Genomic DNA, 19,791 nt, shown 5'->3' on the forward strand with positions numbered 1-19,791 from the left:
TTATTATACTGATTGTATTTTAACTCCGAAACGCGGTCAAGCTTGAATTACACCATTTATATAAGACATTGCCTTGAGAAGTTCATCGGTTTTCTCATTCTGATAAAATAACTCAAAGGTCTTCGTAGTATAAAACATGTATTTCAGTACCATACCCTTATCCGTAGATTCAAGGGATACGTTTTTTACTGAAGTTAAAGGTATGAATATCAAATCTCCACATATATCCTTGTCATCCATTGGTTCAAACTTTTCCTTGAAAACTACCATCTCACTATTACTTACAATGGAATAGTGTGTTTGAGTACTGACTTTCCTGAATATTGACCAGTATCTGTCATATACTCTTTTTTGATAAAGTTCGCACACGGATACCTGATTTTTAAATAATGCTTGAGTTGTCAGGGCTTTGCCTATATACTCCCGTTCATCACTATTGTTCTCAAACAAATTAACTGTTTCTTCTGTAACTCTTCCATGAATGATAAGCTTCCGCAATTCCTTTACCAATCTGTCCATAATTTCTTCTGCAAAAGAATCGAAAAAAATTCTTTCCCTGCCTTCTTCCTTATAGTAAAGATTAAGACAAACAGGCTTGGGAAGTCCTTCTATAACTATGTAATTGATATCGTTATATTCAATGGCATGTTTTGATATGTTCCCATTTACTTTTTTTAAAACAATAATTCTATCTTTGTATAGTAACAAAAATTTTTCAAATGCATTATTCTTTTCGTTAGTAAGAGTAGAACACATTAATATATTGATAGGGCTGAGTTCACCCTGAATCAATATATTATAGTATTCCTCATATTCACTTTTAAGAAGTTCTATATCATTCTCAATAAAGTCTTTTGCATTTGACCCATCGGTATAAAACATATTTTCACTCCTTCTGCAGCCGGGATTTTAAAACCCTAGTAAGTATAATTGTACAAAATTATATAATATTTGTAAAACAAAAAATATGTCAGTTATTTTTCCTTTGCATATTTGATAAGCCCTTCTGTAATACCTGCTACCATTTTGTTCTGATAATCATCTGTATTAAGTAGCCTGTCTTCCTCCGGGTTAGTCATAAAACCCATTTCCAGAAGGATTACAGGTACCTTTGACCAATTAAAGCCTGTCATTTCAGATGTCTCTTGGATACCTTTTGATTTGGCTTTTGTGCTTTCCAGTACACCTGCCAGAATAAGTTCCCCTGCTTTTTTGCTCTTTTTCAGAAGCTCTGTATCCTTTATATACTTGTTTCCGGGTATCATCATAAGTACACCGGACACACTGCTGTCATTAGTACCATTCCCGTGTATGCGTATGGTAAGGTCCACGTTAGAGGAATTCCAGAGTTTTGCCCGTTCTACATTTGTAAGTCCGCATACCTCGGTTTCCCTGACCATAATTATTTTTGCACCTTGTTTTTCCAAGGATTCTCTGAGCTTTTTGGATACGGTCAGATTCAGGTCTGCTTCTGTTACCTTTGTTACTACACCCACTGTACCACTGGCAACTGCAGCTTTTTGAATTTTAGCACCGGGAGCTATAGGGTCAGTTTGTTTTTTGTCCACTGTGTTTTTGCCATGTCCCGGGTCAATACATACGGTCAAGTCTTTAAGTGGAGTACTGCTAACCGTCTGAACTTCTTTATCCGGTTGCTTTATTGTATGCTCAATTATTCCGGCACGACTGGCAACAACATAGCCTAAAGCTACAGAAACCGCTAAGGCTATTAGGTATAATTTTATATTCCTCATAATAAAAACTCCTTGTTCTTTTTTAGTATACATAGTAGTTTTTGTATTTTTATCTTATTTTATTATAAAAAAAGATATTACAACAGTCATTTTCACATTAAGCAAAGAACCAATCACAATAGTGATTGGTTCTTTGTTTTTATATATTAATTTATCAATTTTATTTCTAACAACTTACTCTGTCTTAAATTTAGAAATCTGACTTCTTAACTCATCTGACAGGTCATTAAGGTTCTTGGCATGATTTGACAAATCCTCTGCCGCTGCCATCTGCTCTTGAGTGCTGGCTGAGATTTCTTCAGTGGTAGCTGCTGATTCTTCAGCCACAGCTGAAATATTCTCCATGGATTCCATTACTTTTTCCTTAGACACCATTATATTCGCAACTGATTTTTCAGTTCTTTCAATATTTTGAATAACTTCATCCATAGCACTAAATACAGTTTTAAACAATTCCTGAGTATTATTTACTGCAGTTATCTGTTCACTTACTACCTCATTTGATTTAAGAACTTCCTGTACAGTATCATTTGTTTTTTGTTCAATATCAGCAATAATACTGTTGATACTTCCGGTAAACTCTTTTGACTGGTCAGCCAGCTTCTTAACTTCGTTTGCTACAACTGCAAAGCCTCTGCCTGCCTCTCCTGCACGCGCCGCTTCAATTGCAGCATTAAGTGATAAAAGGTTTGTTTGCTCGGATATATTTACCATCATTTTAAGTATTTTTTGTATTTCTTTCATACTTGAACTTAAATCATTAATGTTATCAGAAACTTTAGACGTAGTTTTGCTTACATGACTTGACTTAGTGTTAAGCTCTCTGATAGTCTCCGTCGCTGTTTTGTTCAACCCGCTGATTTCATGTGCAATTGATGTAACCTTGGACACATCCTCTTCAACATATACAATACCTTCAGCAAGTTTGTCCATATGGCTTACGCTTTCATTTATCTCTTCAGCCTGATCTGTAGAACCCTTTGCTATCTGCTCTATTGTAAGGGCTACCTGTTCAGAAGAACTATAGGCTGTATCAGAGGCCGTTGCTATCTGCTGCGCAGAATTGAGCACTCCTTGCGAAGATCCCCTTACACTAGCTACCAGCTTGTTTATATTGGTTATCATCTCATTAAAGTTATTACATACATCAGAAATTTCGTCGTTTTCATTGTCATTTATTAATCCTGTCAAATCGCCTTCTTTTGCTTTCTTCATGGCAGCTGTAAGCTTTTCCAACGGTTTGGATACACTTTTTGCTATTACATTACATAGTACTATAGCTATAAGGAAGCAAATAATTGCGATTATAATTGTTTTGGTTCTGAGGCTGTTTGCTTCATGGTTTAAGTATGAATAAGGTACAACTGATGCAAGATACCAGTCTTTACCAACTATTGACGTATATGTAATCAAACTTTTACTTCCGTCAATCTTCAAATCCATATGTCCGCTCTTGTCACCGGCCTTTAAGGCCTTGGTGATGTTATCTGCCAGTTTTTTGGAGTCATCATTGGATTTGTTTAACGGATACTTGTCTTCCACTCTTGAAGATACGATATTCCCCTTTGAGTCTACTATTAAAATCGGAAACCTCTTACCATTGTCATCTTTTCCGGTGTCCATATCTTTATAGCTGTCTGCAAGAAAATTCACCTTAGGTATAACAACCACCTTTGCAATCTCCTTGCCATAGAGTGTTGATTTCACACTACCTACAATACCCATATAGGGTTTGACTTTTCCATTGTCAGTGACTTCAATTTCAGCCCATTTCTGCTTATTTTCCGCCAGTTTTATTGCTTTTTCTTTGTTTACTTCAAGGTTGTTACCCGTATATACCTGTGATTTAGAATAATTATCACCATACATAAAAGTACAGTTTAATACATCTGAAACAAGGGTGAACTTATTACCTAAAATTGAAGCTAATTCTCTGTCTTTAGTCAGCTTATCGTATTGTTCGCCTGACTCATAGTCGCTAAGTATTTTTTGAACTGCGGTACTCATACCAATATCGTTTATATAGCCTTCCATGGCTTTTATCTGACTGTTTAATACTACACCTGTCTGTTCAATTGTTTCTAAAGAATAAGTTTTTACATTTTTATCAATTGTGTTGGTTGAGCTCGTATAAGAAAATATACCCGTAACTAAAAGCATAACCATCAGAAGTAAATTGAAGGACATTATTAATCTATTCTTTATCCTGAACCTTCTCAGAAAAGCAGAATTACCCGAAAACGTGTTACCTATAGTTCCTTTGGCTTTACCTGGTTTATCTATCGGCCTTTTCTTTAGCAATTTCTTTACAGTCGATACCACAGCCGATATAGCCAAAGAAAGAAATGACTTGATTCTCTTACCGATAATGTTAATTTTCATATGCTTACCTCCACAATTTAAACTTGTACTATAACGATTTTAAGTCTTCTACAATTATTTTATCTCTGTTGTCATAACTCCATAATATGACATGTGGAACATTAGCGAAGTATTCAAAAAAGCCAAAAATATCAGAATACTCAATATTTTTTACATTTCTATCATACTTCACCAAAGGTATTTTATCAAGTACATTTAGTCATATATTAACAATTACGGATAATTTGTCAGATTAATTTTTTGTCTAAAATTACTAAATTTTTTATAATTGTAAAATATTTTGTAAAATTTATGGTAACTTTATAGGTAAACACTAGGAATTTTTTTCCAACCAAGGTTAATTCAGTTTTAAATTGTACTCACCAACAAGAATATATTCGGGATCTTTTATTCCAAGTCTCAGCACATCCCCCTCCTTCAGTTCATCCAAACTATAATCTATTGACTGTGGAATTCCTTCTTTGAGATTTGTAGAGTATCCCCCTCCCTTTTCCATACCGAAAATATTCACTTCTCTGAATTCTGCATTAAACATTAGCATGTTTTTATCCGGGTTTTCAAATGTAAAATGTATTCTCAAAGCACCGTTTTGGTTTCCGTTTTCTATCTTTTCAACTTCATTTATAATCATAGTTGAATTCTTGAATTTCACCCTTTTATTTATTGTGAGCCGTTCTCCTGCTTTCGGTATTTTCAGTGCAACTTTTTTCATTTTCTCCTGACTCTTTACAATTAAATAAGGTATTTTCAGTGTCAGGTCTTTTTCTTGTGGGAGCACATTGAAATAGAATTTGTTGTTAACACCCATAAACCCATCGGGAAGTGTATAAGTATGACTTGTTTTGTCTGTTTCCAGTATCAGATCCTTTTTTTCATAGCCCACACCGTACTGACTGGTAAAAGAAGATATTGTCAGACCGCTTTTGTTAACAGGGTACAGCTCTACAAGAAGCTTATTGTCTTGGAGTCTGGATACTGCTGTTATAGATATATTGTTTTTGGTAACTGTCGGCCCTATCTCATCCAAAGTGTCATAGCCTTGGGGAACTTTCAGCCTGAACTGTACCGCAAGATTATATTTTTTATAGTTAAATGTATAGGTATTTTTTGTACTTAAATTATCCTGTTCTATTTGGTAATCTGCCCAAACACCTTCTGTTCTTCCTCCACCTCCGATGCTGCTTCCTGAAGGAAGATACTCTTTTCCGTTTACAGATATTACTAAACTGTTTTTATCGGTATTTATGTCCTTTTCAATATTGGATAAGTCCTTTTTCTCATGGAAATTCTTCAACTTAACATAGCAATTCAAAGAAAGATTATTCTTCGTTGCAATGACACTGTTTATTGTAAGAATTGCCTGACTGTTTTCGGAACTTATATCGTGTCCGTCTATGACATATTGAATACTCTGGTTATCTTCCGTAATCCCGTATCCCGGTATAAATCCAAACAGCCTCCCCATAGCATTTACCACATTGTCAAAGCCTATTGAAAATACTGAAACTGCAATTATTAGCACTGCTGCTGCTATGGCCGATAAACCTCTGTTTACAAAAGGCTTCCGCCTCACTATTCCTGCTTTTGAATAAGTAGATTTTTTTATCCTTTCAAGGCTGTTGGAATCCGGTTTAAATCTTAAATCCTTTTCAAGGAGCTTGTCTGTTTCCTGTATGTCAAGTAAATCTAATGTCTTCAATATTTTTTTATCCATGTTATTTTCCCTCCATTTCTTGGGGCTTTTCCATATTACCCACTATTGTCCTTAGCTTGGACAATCCTCTTGACAGTCTTTTGTCTATTGTATTTTGTTTAATTCCCATCAGTCCGGATATTTCCTTGGAATTCTGCCCAAGGTAGTATTTTCTGATAAATATTTCACTATCAGGTTCACCCAAGGCCTTTATAGCTCGAATAAGCATATCTTTGGTCTCGGCATCCATTTCATCTTCAGCAGTATAATCTTCCAAATCTTGTGTTTCCAGCGAAACAAGATTTGTCACATGCTTTCTATTTTTTCTAAACAAATCTATTGCCCTGCGTTTAGAAAGAACAGCAATATACGCCTTCAGGGTTCCTTTTTTAAGGTCTATTACACTTCTGTTTTGATATACCTCATAGAAAACCGAGCTGACACATTCTTCTATGTCCTCTATTGAAAAGCATTGACTCAGCTTGTTATATATAATTGTATAAACCAGACCTGAATAAGTGTCAATGAGCTTCTCCAGACCCTTTTCAGGTTTGTTTTTTAATAAATCCAGTATTTTTTTATCCAAATCCTGTACCTTCCCTTCGAAATTGAAACCGGTTCACTTATTAGTTCGCAGCTACTATTTAAAATCTGACACAAAACCTTTAAAATTATTCTATAAAAAAAGCAGCCCTATAATGAGCTGCTTCATCTCTTTTGATATCAGTATTTCTATAAATCACCCTTGTTTAATTCTTCTATTGATTTATAAATGCTTTGCATTTTAAGATCTGTTTTTGCTATAGTATCTGCGCATTCCTGAAGTTCATGTGCAACTGAAAGCGGTACGGTATCATTGGTTTTATATCTAAGCTGATGCTCAAGACTGGCCCAGAAATCCATCGCCATTGTTCTTATTTGTATCTCTACAGGTACTATTTCCTTCCTGTCAGAGAAAAATACAGGAACTGATACAACAAGATGCAAGCTTCGATAGCCATTCTCTTTTGGGTTTTGAATATAGTCTGTTACTCGCAGCAAAACAATATCATCCTGCTGTGTAAGCATTTTTGCAATCATATATATATCATCAATATAATAACATACCACTCTTATTCCGGCGATATCATTAAGGTTTTCTTTAGCCGAATCCAGACTTATCTCATGCTCTCTTCTGCTTAGCTTTCCAAAAATACTGTTTATTGATTTTATACGGCTTTGCATATGATGTATAGGGTTCCTTTTATGTATAACCTGAAACTCATCATCAAGAATTTCTAATTTTGTACTTACCTCACGTATCGCTGATTGATACAAATGCTGCATCTCAAAAAAAGATTTTTTAAGGCTGCCAATATCTTCTCCGGTAAATAATTGTTCCAAACCGTTTAAGGAGCTGATAGTTGCGGTTTTTTTCATTATCATGCTTAATTGTACTCTCCTTTGTATTCGATAGGCTAGTTACCTATACCATGCGTACATTTGACAGTCAAAACTGTCTCTACATATATTATATCGGTACAAAGTAAAATAAGTATGAAAAATATATGAATATTTTTAAATAAACTAAATGTTTTTCTACTCAGGAAGTTTTTTCTAGCTGCCCTTATTTCCTTGCTATAACTGGAAAGGTATGTTTATTGCACTTTTCAGTTATTTCGGGGTATAATTATGTATACTAATTTTAATAATTTTTCATCATAATTTTAATCACTTAATAATAAATTTATCTGATATCGGTGGAGATATGGCGGGAGATATCCATGAAAATTTTTGTAAAAGCAGGTATTATAATTTTATTATTGGCTTTTGTTGCGGTTCTGGCTGCCGGTTTTTATTTTTATGATCTTTCGGTTGCCCGCACAAAAAAAACATTTTTGGCTGAAGATGCAGCTCTTAAAAAGTCCGTTATGGTAACCACTGAAATTGAACTTAAAAAAACGTCATCAGAATTTACAGATGATGTTGACTGGTTGAGCAAACAAGCCTATGAGACAGTTGGTATTGTATCTTTTGACGGGCTGAACCTGCAGGGATACTATATCAGCGCGGAATCCCCATCCGTGAATACAGTTATATTGTCTCACGGTTATTCCTCAAAGGGGCTGTGGATGGGTTTATATGCCAAGCTGTATAATATGTTGGGTTATAACGTTCTTATGCCTGACAGCAGAGGCCACGGCAGCAGCGAAGGAAATTACATAGGATTTGGCTGGGTAGACAGAAAGGATTATTTGAAATGGATTGATTTCGTCATTAAAAAAACAGGCCCTGATACCAATATAGTTCTTCATGGGGTCTCCATGGGAGGAGCAACGGTTCTCATGACCGGCGGAGAGAACCTCCCCTCCAATGTAAAGGCCATTGTATCTGACTGTGCCTATACCTCGGTGAAGGATGAACTCTCCTATCAAATGTCAAGGATATATCATCTTCCGTCTTTCCCTCTGCTTAATGTCACTAGTCTTATTACCAAAATAAAGGCAGGGTTTACTTTTGAGGAAGCTTCCGCTCTTAATCAGGTAAAAAAAAGCAAGACCCCTACACTTTTTATTCACGGCGGTAATGATGAATTCGTTCCTACCAGTATGGTAAACCAGTTGTTTGAGGCGTGCAGAAGTGAAAAAGAGCTTTTCATCGTCCCCGGTGCCGGCCACGGAGCTGCATTAGATGCAGACCCCGACGGTTATATTGCCAAGGTAAAGGATTTCACAGAAAAATACATTAACAAATAATCCTTTAAGGTACTTCCATTTCAAATGACACGCAGAAGTTTGGAAGCGGTTTCCCGCTGTTATATCCCACAAGGGGGTCTGAATCCTTCAGAAGTCCCCACCTGCATGTGCCTCCTGTTCTCTTTGTTCCGGCTGTCAAAGCGTATCCCACCTTGACTCCCGTTGACGGCACATCTCCGTCACAGGTTATTTTCACGGAATCACCTGTTATTTCAACTGATTGTATGGTTATTCTCTTACTTTGTGTGTATACTTCAAAGCCTTTTCCGTTTTTCCATTCTGTCAGGGTGCTTTGATTTGGCTCAGGTAGCGTAGTATCCCAAACCAGTGGCCCTACCGGCACATGGAACTTCACTGTTATAACATTTCCGCTTTTCTCTACCCTTGTAGGCTGTAGAGGCTGCCAATCATGTCCACGGACTACTCTTTCGTAATAAACCTTGGCATACTGCTCTCCTAAATGCTGATATCCGTTTGCTGTCAGATGGACTCCGTCAACGGCATATTCTCTTTGATAGTTTGGCCCTACGCAGACCATGTCGCCGGGATAATCCAAGCCTGCCTTCCATTGTATCAGTGTAGATGTGGCAGTTCCCACACTTCCGCAGGAGTTCTGCTGAACAATGAACATGGGTATATTCTGTGTCTGTCCTGTGATAGCCTTAATATCCTCATTGTAGTCTGCCCATAATTTACGGAGCTCATTTTCATAGTTTGTGTTGCCTGCATCCCTCTCACCATGTGTCATTATAACAGCACCTACTCCATAGGTTTTGCCAGCCTGTTGTGCAAGGCGTTTTATTGCTTGGACTTCAAATATAGTAGCTGTATATGCACGTCCTGAATAAGTGGTTTCGGGTGCACCTTTACTGAGGGCATCAATACCCTGTCCTGTTTCGCCAATGGCAGTATGTACTGAAACATAGTCTTTTCCCGAAGCATTTCTTACCAGAGCTGTGATTTGGTTAGCCATTGCTGTATGTGGCGTTTCTCCGAATATGTTCCCCGGGTATGCACCTCCGTAGTAATAGCCGTACTCCCTCACAGGCTCAACCAGAGGAATCATCCTGAACAGGCTATTATCTGGGTCAAATGGAGGAAAATTAACCTTTTCCAGTGAAAGCTTCAGGTTGTTAAAGGGCTGTTGGGTCGTAACCGGAGGATTTCCTTCCGCACCGACCGCAAGGCTTTGTCCCGTACCTATAATTCCTGCCCAGTCCCAAGGGATTTTAACATTGCTGATAGATTCCACGGGAAATTTGCTAATTAGTCCAAGTAAATAGCTTTTCAACAAAGCATAATCCAGAACATCAACAGCCCCATCCCCGTTTAAATCGGCATACCTAAAGCGGTCGCCTCCCGGGAATCCTTTTTCGTTATCCAACAAATAAATTTTAAATGCTGCGAGGTCTAGACCGTCAACACTGCCGTCGCCGTTCAAATCTCCATAAATATCCGATGCAGCAGCATTGGATATGGAAATATTACTTGTGACAGAGCAGATAAGAGCGAGAATTGTTAAAAAGACAAGAACCCTTCTTGTTTTTTTCATGATATACACGTCCTTTTTGCAATTTTGTTAATTCTTTGTTTCGTATACATTAAATGTATTTATTTACATATTCTATTTTCAGTGCAATTTATCCTTTAAAGTTGTTTATTTATTGAATTACGCCTGCTGGTGTGATATATTATTTACAAACAGATGATTGGAGTTGGAAAGATGAAGTAATATTTCTTGCTGATTTAAAGCATAACCAAACAATATTTTTTTGGGAGTAATCCCTTGTTTTGTTGTGTACGCAAGAAAGTTATTTATTTTTTCGGCTCATTCCATATATCCTTTAATCCCCGTCCTCGGAAGACGGGTCCTTGTTGTATTTTTATGAGCTGCAAAAAATTTAACTTTTTTGCAGCTCATATTTTTTGCATAGGAGGATATTTTTATGTCTTTAATTAACGTTACTAATCTGACTTTTGCCTATGACGGCAGTTATGATAATATATTTGAAAATGTAAGCTTCCAGATAGATACTGACTGGAAGCTGGGCTTTACCGGGAGAAATGGCAGGGGAAAAACTACCTTCCTCAATCTCCTGTTGGGCAAGTATGAATACAGCGGTAGTATTTCATCAAAAGCTCCCTTTGAGTATTTCCCTTACGAGGTTAAAAACAAGGAAAACAATACCATAGATGTTATAGAAGAAATCTTTCCCAATTATGTTCTATGGGAGGTTATGCGTGAACTGTCGCTATTGGAGGTTGACGAGGATGTTTTATACAGGCCTTTTAGTACTCTGTCTAACGGAGAGCAGACAAAGGTTATGCTTGCAGCACTTTTTCTCAAAGAGAACAGTTTTTTGCTTATTGATGAGCCTACAAACCATCTGGATATAGATGCCAGAAAAGTTGTCAGCGATTATCTTCGAACAAAGCATGGTTTTATTTTGGTTTCACATGACAGGGCTTTCCTTGATAATTGTATTGACCATGTTCTTTCAATAAATAAAACAGATATTGAAATTCAGAAGGGAGATTTTTCTTCCTGGTGGGCAAACAAAGAACTGCAGGATAGCTATGAACTGGCAGAAAACGATAAGCTAAAAAAAGATATCAAAAGACTGTCAGAGGCTGCAAAGCGAACAGCCGATTGGTCTAATAAAGCAGAAGCCAAAAAGATTGGCTTTGACCCTGCCATCACTGAAAAAAATATAGGACGCAGGCCATATCAGGGAGCTAAAGCAAAAAAAATGATGAGCCGTTCAAAGTCCATACAAGAAAGACAGCAATCGGCTATCGAGGATAAATCCAAGCTGCTAAAGAATATTGAAAGCTCTGAAAAACTAAAAATTTCACAACTGAGTTTTCACACAGACAGACTTGTTGAATTGGAAAATGTCTCTGTTTTTTATGGAGATAAAACAGCTTGCCATGACGTGACTTTTACCATAGAGCAAGGGGACAGAATAGCCCTGACAGGTAAAAACGGTTCAGGCAAATCAAGTATTATTAAGCTTATCTGCGGTGAAGACATTAATTATACCGGAACTTTCAGGAAATCAAACCAGCTGCGGATTTCTTACGTGTCCCAGAATACGGCACATCTTTACGGAAATTTAAAGGAGTATGCCACAGCCAACGAGATTGACGAAAGCCTTTTCAAGGCTATTTTACGTAAGCTTGATTTCTCAAGAATACAGTTTGAAAAAGATATTTCTGATTTCAGCGGAGGACAAAAGAAAAAAGTCTTAATTGCTAAAAGCCTTTGTGATAAGGCTCACTTGCATATATGGGACGAACCGCTGAATTTTATTGACGTTATTTCACGTATGCAGATTGAAGACCTGCTGTTGGAGCATCAACCCACTATTTTTTTTGTAGAACATGATATTGAGTTTTGCAATAATATTGCTACAAAGATTGTTCAGCTGTAAACGTTTTTTGATTAATACCTGTACTTCCGTATAAAGTGTATTAATGCTTGCTTCCATTGATACACTTTATACTCGCGTACAGGTTAAGAAAAATAAACTATGCAACAGACACTTTTAAAGTTCTGCCTATATTAAATTAGCCTTAATCAAGCCTCTTCGAATCTGAGGTCCTGCAAGAACAGCTATCAGCATTTTCACTATATCTCCCGGAATAAAAGGAATTACACCAGCCGAAAATGCTGCTCCCAAAGACATATGTGCCTGATATGCCAACCATACTGAGCCAAACAGGTAGCAAACTGCCGTACCCGCCACAAGGCCTAATAAAGCTAAGTACCATTTATCCCAAAACCGGTCTATAACCCAGCCGCCTATCAGTGCCATAAAAATAAACCCTATTATATACCCTCCTGTTGGGCCAACAAGTTTTGTCATACCTCCTGAAAACCCCGAAAACACAGGAATACCTACCAATCCTATCAGCATATAAACTATGTAGCTGAGAGTTCCTTTTTTCATTCCAAGGGTATAAAGGGCAAAATATATTGCAAGGTTTGTAAAGCTAATGGGCACTACACCTATGGGTATGGATAATGGTCCTAAAATACAGATTACAGCCGTTATGACCCCTATAATTGTAATTTGACGTATGTTAATTTTATTTTCCATAGCTCTCCTTTCAAAACCCTTTTCTCTTATTATATTTATTACTTGGTAATAAGAGTATATATTTAACAAAAGCTATTGTCAACCAAAATTTTTTATTGGTTGACAATAGCTTTTGTAATTAATCCGAAGAGCTATATTTAATTAAAATAAAACAGGTATTTTCTCAAAGACCGGAACTTTGGGCAAATCTTCTGACAAAGGCTTGAAAAATACTTCGTATCTGGATATTGAAGGTTCGAACACAATTATCTGCTGGGTTGTGGTATTATATAAGTCTCCGTCCTTCTGAAGTCCGGGTTTATCACCTTGATAATATGCTGCTACTGCTTTCATGTTGTCAAAGGTAAACTTTTTACCTTGTTCCTTTATTACTTTTTTCATGCTGGCAAGTCTATTTGTATTAGACGGATTATCGGAGTGGTTATCTAAATTCCCCTTTAGCATAAACGAATTCACAGAGCCTATTGCGTTATCAATATCCCATGAAATTCCTCTGTTTAATTCTGACTTTCCGGTTCTGACCTCTCTTAAACTGTTCTCTTTTCCGCTTATATTGTTTTCCAATACCTTTGATACTGTAGAGTCACTTAAAAATATCAAATGGCCATATGTATAGTTTCTTACAGGGGATTTTAGATAAGCTGCAACCCCGTTGAGTGTAGTGTAGTTTTCCAGTGCATGTCTTAAGTCAAAGGGATATGAACGCTTGTTCTCAGAAGTGTATTCTTTTCCTGTACCGGAATCCAGAATTGCACCAAATACCTTATTATCGTTGAATGCCGATATACATCCCATATAGCCCAAGTATCCTATGGTACATATTGACTTATCGGAATTCTTATATGTAACTACTGATTGTATCTTTACCAGTTGATTTTCAGACCCTGCATGCCAATCCAATATTCTCATGCTTAAGTTATCATTCTTTTCAGTTTTGTCACCATATACGCCCGCAGCACAGCACTGTGAAGGCCTCACTACATCAGGACATAAATTCATTAAAAACATCTCGCCTGTTGAGAGTTTGCCGTCCCCTCTTACATTCTCATTCTTTCCTGTAAAATTTGACGCAAGCCCTTTTATTTCATCAACATAGTATTTGTCAATTTGAGGTATAATGTCATTTACCCTTTTCAGCATTGCATTATATACTTCATCATTCATAGTGATTTCTGCCAAATATGAATCTACAAGGGCCTCATATTTGGGATTTGCTTTTAAAATTTGGGAGCCGTATTCCCTTCCCATTTTTTCATGGGATTTCTCACCTTTAAAATTCAGTATTACTTCATAATGTGAACCCTTATCAGTGATAGTAACCCTTTGAATATTGTCTGCTGCATTTATTGTAACTGCGCCCAAATTCAATCCAGTTACCAAAACAATAACCGACAATAGATATAATAGTTTTCTTCTCATACTTTCCTCCTTGTGTAACCATTTTTGTAATATTATAACATGTATTTGGTACTTCTTGCTTTTTTCATATATTTAAACAGGTATCCTTATAACAGCTTTAAGTGCAGGAGTTTTTATTTTGGCAAAAGAACCGTTCCAAGGTACTTTTTAAAGTTGAATTTTAGAGGTGGTTACGTTAAATAATCTTGTAAACCATGAAGGGTTTTAGGCGATTTTGTCGAATTGTAAATAGTATTCTTTCAATTTACAGGAGGTAATAAATGCGTATCAAAGATGCTATCAGATTCAGGGGTCTGAGTCGGAAAATATTTACAGTATGTGTCCTGTGTATGTTAATACCTATGCTGATAAGTTTGTTCATAGCCAGTTATTTCTCCGAAAAGTATTTGGGTAACTCCGCCAGTAATTCGTTATTACACATTTCTGTTGAAAAGACAAACCAAATTGAATTGGCCTTATCTGATTTAGAAAAACAGGCACAGTCAATTTCAATGCAACCCGCTATAGTTGAACCTCTAACCGAAGCCACTGTCAATTCTACTAATCCAAGCGGCACTGATGTTCAGAAGATTTCAAAAAATTTGCAGGATAATTTCAACCTGGCAAACGGGCTTTTTGAAAATATATTCTTAATGTACAAAAACAAAGATATAGCTGATGGTATCGGTGGTAACTCTGTGGGTTGGGAAAATAAAGAAATCGGAAGTACCGATAAGCTCCTCATACGCCCTGCTAAAGCATCACCTACTACCGGACGTCCTGTTATTACAATAGTAACTCCAATAAAGAACAATGATAAACACCTTGGTACTTTATCAATGGCTATAGAATTGAACAATGTCTCCAAAAATATCATTGATAGTAATTCGTCTAATAATGATTTTAAAACGCTGATTTTAAATTCTGAAGGACTTGTTATTTCATCCATGGATAAAAAACAAGTTTTATCTTTAAATTTTCAGGAAAAGTCAACGGGATTACAGGATTTTTATAAAACAATTAAATCCGGCAAATCAGGTATTGGTAAATTTACTCTGAACGGAACTGAATATATTGCCGCCTACAGCAGCAGTGACAAGTTCGGCATGTATATACTATCCTACAAGCCGGTTTCAGCATACATGGAAATGACAAATAATCTAAAATTAATATTATTGGGAGTCATTCTAATAAGTATTATACTGGCACCAATTATTATTTATCTGTTAACCAGAAAAATAACAAAACCTATTCTTGCAGCTGCCAATCAAGCAGAACTCTTGGCAAAAGGCGATTTGACAGTTTATATTCCAGAAGCTTCTCTTAAAAGGAAGGATGAGCTTGGAATGCTGGCAAATGCTTTCTCCTCTATGATTAATAACTTTAAAACAATAATAACTCAGATAGCCGAAACATCTGACAAAGTGGCTGCATCCAGTCAGGAATTGTATGCATCCGGTGAGCAGGTTGGTACGGCGGCCGAGGATGTAGGCAACACAATTCTTGGTATTTCAACGGGTGCGGAAGAGCAATCGGCGAATATTAACTCGGCGTTGTCAAATCTGAGAAATTTAATCGACCAAATCAATGAAGTAAATTCAAGTACAAATACTATGCAAAAAACTACTGTGCATATGATAGATGATATTGCAAGAGGAAGCAAGACCGCAAAGGAATCTATTGACAGCATCAATAATCTTAAAGAGGATGCAGAAGGTGTTTCAAAGGTTATTTTCAATCTGGGGAACACTTCCAATCAAATAGGACAGATTATTGAGTTAATTACCGGCATAGCTGAACAGACCAACTTACTTGCCTTGAATGCAGCGATTGAAGCGGCAAGAGCGGGAGAAGCAGGCAGAGGCTTCAGCGTAGTTGCCGATGAAATCAGAAAACTTGCGGAAGAATCTGCCGATGCCAGCGGCAGGATAGCAAAGCTGATTGTAGAAGTAAAAAGCGGAGTTGACACAGCCGTTACTAAAATGGATAGCAGTATAAAATCTGTAAATACTAGTGTACAAGCCATTACGGAAAATGGTAATACTTACTCCGTGATTTACGGACAAGCAGAACAACTGAAGGACATAGTAGCTAATGTCACCGAAAGCGTAAAAATAATGACTGAAAGCAGCCGTGACTTTGATCAAACAATGCAGGAAATAAACAATACAAGCCATGAGTTTGCCGCTAATGCCGAAGGAGTATCGGCAGCCAGTGAAGAGCAGATTGCTTTAACAGAAGAAATCGTCTCCGCTTCAAAGGCAATGGCAGAAATGTCAGAAGAGTTATCGGGTCTAATCAAGAATTTTCAACTGTAAATAATCATTTAATAAAGGCTACGGGCAATTTTGCCTGTAGCCTTTTATTTTTATAACATAATGAATCCGGCTGCAATTGATACAGCATTGGCAATAAGGGTGTACGCTGCGATTTGTATCTTTTCTTCTTTTCCGAACAGTTTAACATAAATCAAATACTCTGCTAAAAACACCAGAACTTCTCCTATAGCCAAGACTGCAAGATATCCTGTATTAAAAGGCATGTTACTCATAAAAGGATAGTTAAATAACATGGCAATTGTAAGAAATGTCTGAGTTATGATATTCACTACTGCAATAAGCACTAATCTCTTGGGTTTGCTATAGAAGAACGGAATGGCCAAAAACACCTCTATTATCAGGGTTAACAGCAGCCTTACTAAATAGTCCTTTAAGAACTCCTTACCCAATTTTGCGCCGTTTCTAAGTATATTTCCGCTTACAGACAAAACCTGATTGGTCTTCATATCATATTTTACATGGGCATTGAAATACCCATTTCTGATAATATCAGATACCTGTATTGTCCCATCAGACTTCTGGATTATTATTTTGAATTTTTGCGGAACACCCACATAACCAAATGAATGTTTCATTGTAAGGACTTTCCCGTTTTTGTCTTTTTCTGCTGGGTCTCCCGTGAGTTTACCATTAAGCAACCAAGTTCTCATATGTATAGCTTTCCAGCCATCCTTGTTATACTTATAAATAGGCTGGTCATGCATATTGTCGTATTTTTCGTTACCGTCTGTTTCCTCAAAGTATCCATACTCCCCTTCTTTGCCAAGAAGGTCCAGATAGTAGCTGCTGTCCTCGGGATTTATAACTGTTATCTCCAGTGTGGGTTTTGGTCCTGAATCTGCATTGACTGTACTATAGCTAAATATAAACATAACAAACATCAGAAGTAATATAATGTACTTTTTCATTTTTACCATTATGTTTTACCTCAACTTCCCACGTATTATAATTACCATTATAATACACTCCCTGCATTTATAACCATATAAAATTCATATTATAAACTTGTTGCAAAATTCTCCCATAATAGATATAATCTTTTTAGGGAAAATTAAATAGTTGCCGTGATTTCTAAGTGTTGACGCACTTAGAAACTCATGCAGGTGATAGAGCACCAACACGTATGGACTTTCGTCCACCACAGCAACCAGTTTTTATTATACTTGGTTTTGCTTCTTTTTGCAATAAAACAAGTGCGTGTAGGGTCACACCTATCCGCACTTTTTAATTTTCCCTCCATTTTTTCTTTGGAGGGGAATATATGATTTATAACAATGACGATGATTTTATGGGCAGGGAGACTTTCATTCAATCTTGTATGGACAGCAGAATTGATAATTTGGGCGATGATTTCACAAATTCTGCTGCCTACATGGAATTCTCTGATAAGTATCAGGACATCTTGAAGAAGCTGGCGAATTTATTGCCTTCTGAGACTTTTGAACTGGTTTTGCAGCTTGACTGCTTAAACGGAAAACTATCCGTGGACAATCAGGTTTTCTTTTACAAGCAAGGTTTTTTCGACTGTCGAAGGCTTTTTAATTTTTTGAGGAGATGAAGCAGTTAGCAATAAATCCTTCAGGTTACTAATGCCTGTGGGATTTTCTTATATATTATAGTTTCGTATTATGTTATAATTTGTATACGTATACTAAATATGTAAATTGCAAATAAAGGACTACATAATTATGAAAACTCTTAGTGGGGCATTACTTATTTCAACAGGCTGTATTATGATATTAATCTTAAAGGCATTACAAATAATATGTCTTGACAGTTTTTTTCATGCAGATTCATTTATAATCTGGTTTGTAATTTTTATGAATCTGATTTTGGGTATTTTATTAATTATCTTCGACAACATGCCTTTATTCCAAAAAATTAAAAACCTTTGTACCTTAAAAGTTGGTTTGACTTTGTTAGCAATCTCGCTAGTTACAGCATTATTGGGATTAAGAAGATTCCCTGAGCCTATCATGCAGTTTTTATCTGCAGTATTTTTACTTTCAATTGTCATTATTATTATAAACTTAATTTGTGCAATAAAAAACAGGAAAAGAGTATAGGCTATATGTGCCGTCCGACCGCTTTTTTTATTCGTAAGGACTCATTTAGATGCACCATATGATGACGAGTTACAGGCATCAATAAAATGCCTGCTGTGTTTTTCCTACCCCAAAAATCTATTAACCAATTTGCACCGTCAACGTCCAATACGGCACCTTCATCTATAACCCTCTTCAGCCTGTTCTTTTCTATTTTTCTTTTTAAATCCTCAGGTTTAAAATCCTTGATAATCTCACGAGTCCTTTTTCCTACTGCAATTCTATATTTACGCAGCTCATTCATATTTATATTATTACTAAAGTGAACAATTTCTTCGGGCGTCATGGCGTTCCCGGTATCGCAAGTTACGTTGTTCATTTTTTGAGTCCATTTTCCGTTACTGATTACTTGAGCTGCATCCGCCACCAATATATTCATTGTTATGTCTTCTATTCTTGTTGAATGCCATATACTCCATGCAATAGTACAATTGTCACTTGCTGACATAGCCCGAAATGTTGCCTCATCTAATCCCTGCCACAATTCATCTTCAAATGTTGTAATATTTCTTTGTGACACCTCAGAAGAGTGCACCATTTCATGTTGATTCAGACATAATTCAATAGCCTCATCAAATTTATCCGATTTTAAAATTATGCTTCTTAATAAATTCTGTTGCAATCCCCATGCTTTTTTATCCATTTTTGACCACCTTATTAGTTTCCCACATAAGAGTTCTAAAAAATTATATATTATTACTATTTTATATACTGGTATTTTTTATTTCAAGTCTCATACTCGTATCTGCGGCACTTAATAGGCTATGCTCTGTCAATGTAACCTTTAATTTTTAATTTTATATGATTGAAAACAAACTTTTTTTTAGAAATTTCACTCCACATTTCATCTTTGGACTTAGTTTTTAAATATTCTTTCACAATTGCAATTGCAAATCTGTCATAGACATAATCTATAGCTAATTTGGCAACAATTCCAACAACTCCAAGTGCTATCACTCCCCCTATCATGCCACCGGGACCGAGTGCTGCCATTCCAGCGGCAAATGCAACCACTACTACAAGGCCTGCAGCCATTGCTGAAGTAAGTGCTACTATGAAAACTATTCCCATAACACCGAAGGGAGCCAATAGTTTAATCAATTTATCCATGAATAATCCTCCCTAATATTTTTTGATTGTCACTTTTATCACCAATATTGTTTGAATTAAATTCCATATTAGCTAATTATAGCATAATAGTACGGAAACTTAGAAAATAAATATTTTTATACGAAAAAACGCCTATCCATCACTGATAAGGCGTTTTTCACAGAATATCTTT

Annotated in this window: 17 protein-coding genes; 5 read left to right on the forward strand and 12 right to left on the reverse strand. The window is 36.4% G+C overall.

Annotated features, from left to right (window positions below):
• Positions 1–36 precede the first annotated feature (36 nt).
• From P0092_RS20820 to P0092_RS20845, 6 genes are all read right to left on the reverse strand, one after another.
• A complete protein-coding gene (locus P0092_RS20820) occupies positions 37–882 on the reverse strand; it encodes a hypothetical protein (protein WP_004618427.1) in 846 nt (281 codons plus the stop codon).
• A 92-nt stretch (positions 883–974) separates the two neighbouring features.
• Positions 975–1,754, reverse strand: a complete 780-nt coding sequence (locus tag P0092_RS20825; RefSeq protein ID WP_004618425.1) for an N-acetylmuramoyl-L-alanine amidase family protein — start codon at positions 1,752–1,754, stop codon at positions 975–977.
• Between the two features lie 174 nt (positions 1,755–1,928).
• Entirely contained in the window at positions 1,929–4,136 is a 2,208-nt protein-coding gene (locus tag P0092_RS20830) for a methyl-accepting chemotaxis protein (RefSeq protein WP_004618423.1), read from the reverse strand.
• Between the two features lie 337 nt (positions 4,137–4,473).
• Complete coding sequence (locus tag P0092_RS20835; protein WP_004618421.1) at positions 4,474–5,850, reverse strand: hypothetical protein; 1,377 nt, start codon at positions 5,848–5,850, stop codon at positions 4,474–4,476.
• A gap of 1 nt (position 5,851) precedes the next feature.
• Positions 5,852–6,415: a sigma-70 family RNA polymerase sigma factor gene (locus tag P0092_RS20840; RefSeq protein WP_276187016.1), complete on the reverse strand. Its 564-nt coding sequence runs from the start codon at positions 6,413–6,415 to the stop codon at positions 5,852–5,854.
• 146 nt (positions 6,416–6,561) lie between these two features.
• Positions 6,562–7,254, reverse strand: coding sequence for a GTP pyrophosphokinase (locus tag P0092_RS20845; RefSeq protein WP_004618418.1), 693 nt, complete (start codon positions 7,252–7,254; stop codon positions 6,562–6,564).
• 338 nt (positions 7,255–7,592) lie between these two features.
• Here P0092_RS20845 and P0092_RS20850 point away from each other — a divergent pair, with 338 nt between their 5' ends.
• A complete protein-coding gene (locus tag P0092_RS20850; RefSeq protein ID WP_004618416.1) occupies positions 7,593–8,564 on the forward strand; it encodes an alpha/beta hydrolase in 972 nt (323 codons plus the stop codon).
• A 4-nt stretch (positions 8,565–8,568) separates the two neighbouring features.
• Here P0092_RS20850 and P0092_RS20855 read toward each other — a convergent pair whose 3' ends face one another.
• Positions 8,569–10,116 (reverse strand): dockerin type I repeat-containing protein, encoded by a 1,548-nt coding sequence (locus P0092_RS20855; RefSeq protein ID WP_004618414.1) that lies wholly within the window; start codon positions 10,114–10,116, stop codon positions 8,569–8,571.
• Between the two features lie 394 nt (positions 10,117–10,510).
• On the opposite strand from P0092_RS20855, the gene abc-f reads away from it, so the two are divergent.
• The gene (gene abc-f / locus P0092_RS20860; RefSeq protein ID WP_004618411.1) at positions 10,511–11,998 is read left to right on the forward strand and encodes a ribosomal protection-like ABC-F family protein; all 1,488 of its coding nucleotides are present in this window, start codon (positions 10,511–10,513) and stop codon (positions 11,996–11,998) included.
• Positions 11,999–12,124: 126 nt separating this feature from the next.
• Here the strand turns inward: abc-f and P0092_RS20865 are convergent, their stop codons facing one another.
• Both P0092_RS20865 and P0092_RS20870 read right to left on the reverse strand, forming a co-directional pair.
• Positions 12,125–12,667: a biotin transporter BioY gene (locus P0092_RS20865; protein WP_004618410.1), complete on the reverse strand. Its 543-nt coding sequence runs from the start codon at positions 12,665–12,667 to the stop codon at positions 12,125–12,127.
• Positions 12,668–12,808: 141 nt separating this feature from the next.
• On the reverse strand, positions 12,809–14,086 hold the full coding sequence (locus P0092_RS20870) for a C45 family autoproteolytic acyltransferase/hydrolase (RefSeq protein WP_004618407.1): 1,278 nt from the start codon (positions 14,084–14,086) through the stop codon (positions 12,809–12,811).
• Positions 14,087–14,346: 260 nt separating this feature from the next.
• Here P0092_RS20870 and P0092_RS20875 point away from each other — a divergent pair, with 260 nt between their 5' ends.
• The gene (locus tag P0092_RS20875; RefSeq protein ID WP_004618405.1) at positions 14,347–16,383 is read left to right on the forward strand and encodes a methyl-accepting chemotaxis protein; all 2,037 of its coding nucleotides are present in this window, start codon (positions 14,347–14,349) and stop codon (positions 16,381–16,383) included.
• 50 nt (positions 16,384–16,433) lie between these two features.
• Here the strand turns inward: P0092_RS20875 and P0092_RS20880 are convergent, their stop codons facing one another.
• Positions 16,434–17,321 (reverse strand): hypothetical protein, encoded by an 888-nt coding sequence (locus P0092_RS20880; RefSeq protein ID WP_004618404.1) that lies wholly within the window; start codon positions 17,319–17,321, stop codon positions 16,434–16,436.
• A gap of 344 nt (positions 17,322–17,665) precedes the next feature.
• Between P0092_RS20880 and P0092_RS20885 the strand changes: the two genes are divergently transcribed.
• Entirely contained in the window at positions 17,666–17,962 is a 297-nt protein-coding gene (locus P0092_RS20885; protein WP_004618402.1) for a hypothetical protein, read from the forward strand.
• Between the two features lie 130 nt (positions 17,963–18,092).
• Entirely contained in the window at positions 18,093–18,470 is a 378-nt protein-coding gene (locus P0092_RS20890) for a hypothetical protein (protein WP_004618400.1), read from the forward strand.
• A 1-nt stretch (position 18,471) separates the two neighbouring features.
• Here the strand turns inward: P0092_RS20890 and P0092_RS20895 are convergent, their stop codons facing one another.
• Positions 18,472–19,152, reverse strand: coding sequence for a DinB family protein (locus tag P0092_RS20895; RefSeq protein WP_004618399.1), 681 nt, complete (start codon positions 19,150–19,152; stop codon positions 18,472–18,474).
• Between the two features lie 119 nt (positions 19,153–19,271).
• Complete coding sequence (locus P0092_RS20900; RefSeq protein ID WP_004618397.1) at positions 19,272–19,619, reverse strand: hypothetical protein; 348 nt, start codon at positions 19,617–19,619, stop codon at positions 19,272–19,274.
• Positions 19,620–19,791: the final 172 nt, after the last annotated feature.

This window comes from Ruminiclostridium papyrosolvens DSM 2782, from assembly GCF_029318685.1.
In the GTDB taxonomy this organism is placed as follows: domain Bacteria; phylum Bacillota; class Clostridia; order Acetivibrionales; family DSM-1351; genus Ruminiclostridium; species Ruminiclostridium papyrosolvens.

Bases quoted from the DNA above. Each gene is read 5' to 3' on its own strand.
- P0092_RS20820 (WP_004618427.1), bottom strand. From the start codon at position 882: ATGTTTTATACCGATGGGTCAAATGCAAAAGACTTTATTGAGAATGAT.
- P0092_RS20870 (WP_004618407.1), bottom strand. From the start codon at position 14,086: ATGAGAAGAAAACTATTATATCTATTGTCGGTTATTGTTTTGGTAACT.
- P0092_RS20835 (WP_004618421.1), bottom strand. From the start codon at position 5,850: ATGGATAAAAAAATATTGAAGACATTAGATTTACTTGACATACAGGAA.
- P0092_RS20880 (WP_004618404.1), bottom strand. From the start codon at position 17,321: ATGGTAAAAATGAAAAAGTACATTATATTACTTCTGATGTTTGTTATG.
- P0092_RS20885 (WP_004618402.1), top strand. From the start codon at position 17,666: ATGATTTATAACAATGACGATGATTTTATGGGCAGGGAGACTTTCATT.
- P0092_RS20895 (WP_004618399.1), bottom strand. From the start codon at position 19,152: ATGGATAAAAAAGCATGGGGATTGCAACAGAATTTATTAAGAAGCATA.
- P0092_RS20865 (WP_004618410.1), bottom strand. From the start codon at position 12,667: ATGGAAAATAAAATTAACATACGTCAAATTACAATTATAGGGGTCATA.
- P0092_RS20830 (WP_004618423.1), bottom strand. From the start codon at position 4,136: ATGAAAATTAACATTATCGGTAAGAGAATCAAGTCATTTCTTTCTTTG.
- P0092_RS20845 (WP_004618418.1), bottom strand. From the start codon at position 7,254: ATGATAATGAAAAAAACCGCAACTATCAGCTCCTTAAACGGTTTGGAA.
- P0092_RS20875 (WP_004618405.1), top strand. From the start codon at position 14,347: ATGCGTATCAAAGATGCTATCAGATTCAGGGGTCTGAGTCGGAAAATA.
- P0092_RS20890 (WP_004618400.1), top strand. From the start codon at position 18,093: ATGAAAACTCTTAGTGGGGCATTACTTATTTCAACAGGCTGTATTATG.
- abc-f (WP_004618411.1), top strand. From the start codon at position 10,511: ATGTCTTTAATTAACGTTACTAATCTGACTTTTGCCTATGACGGCAGT.
- P0092_RS20900 (WP_004618397.1), bottom strand. From the start codon at position 19,619: ATGGATAAATTGATTAAACTATTGGCTCCCTTCGGTGTTATGGGAATA.
- P0092_RS20850 (WP_004618416.1), top strand. From the start codon at position 7,593: ATGAAAATTTTTGTAAAAGCAGGTATTATAATTTTATTATTGGCTTTT.
- P0092_RS20825 (WP_004618425.1), bottom strand. From the start codon at position 1,754: ATGAGGAATATAAAATTATACCTAATAGCCTTAGCGGTTTCTGTAGCT.
- P0092_RS20855 (WP_004618414.1), bottom strand. From the start codon at position 10,116: ATGAAAAAAACAAGAAGGGTTCTTGTCTTTTTAACAATTCTCGCTCTT.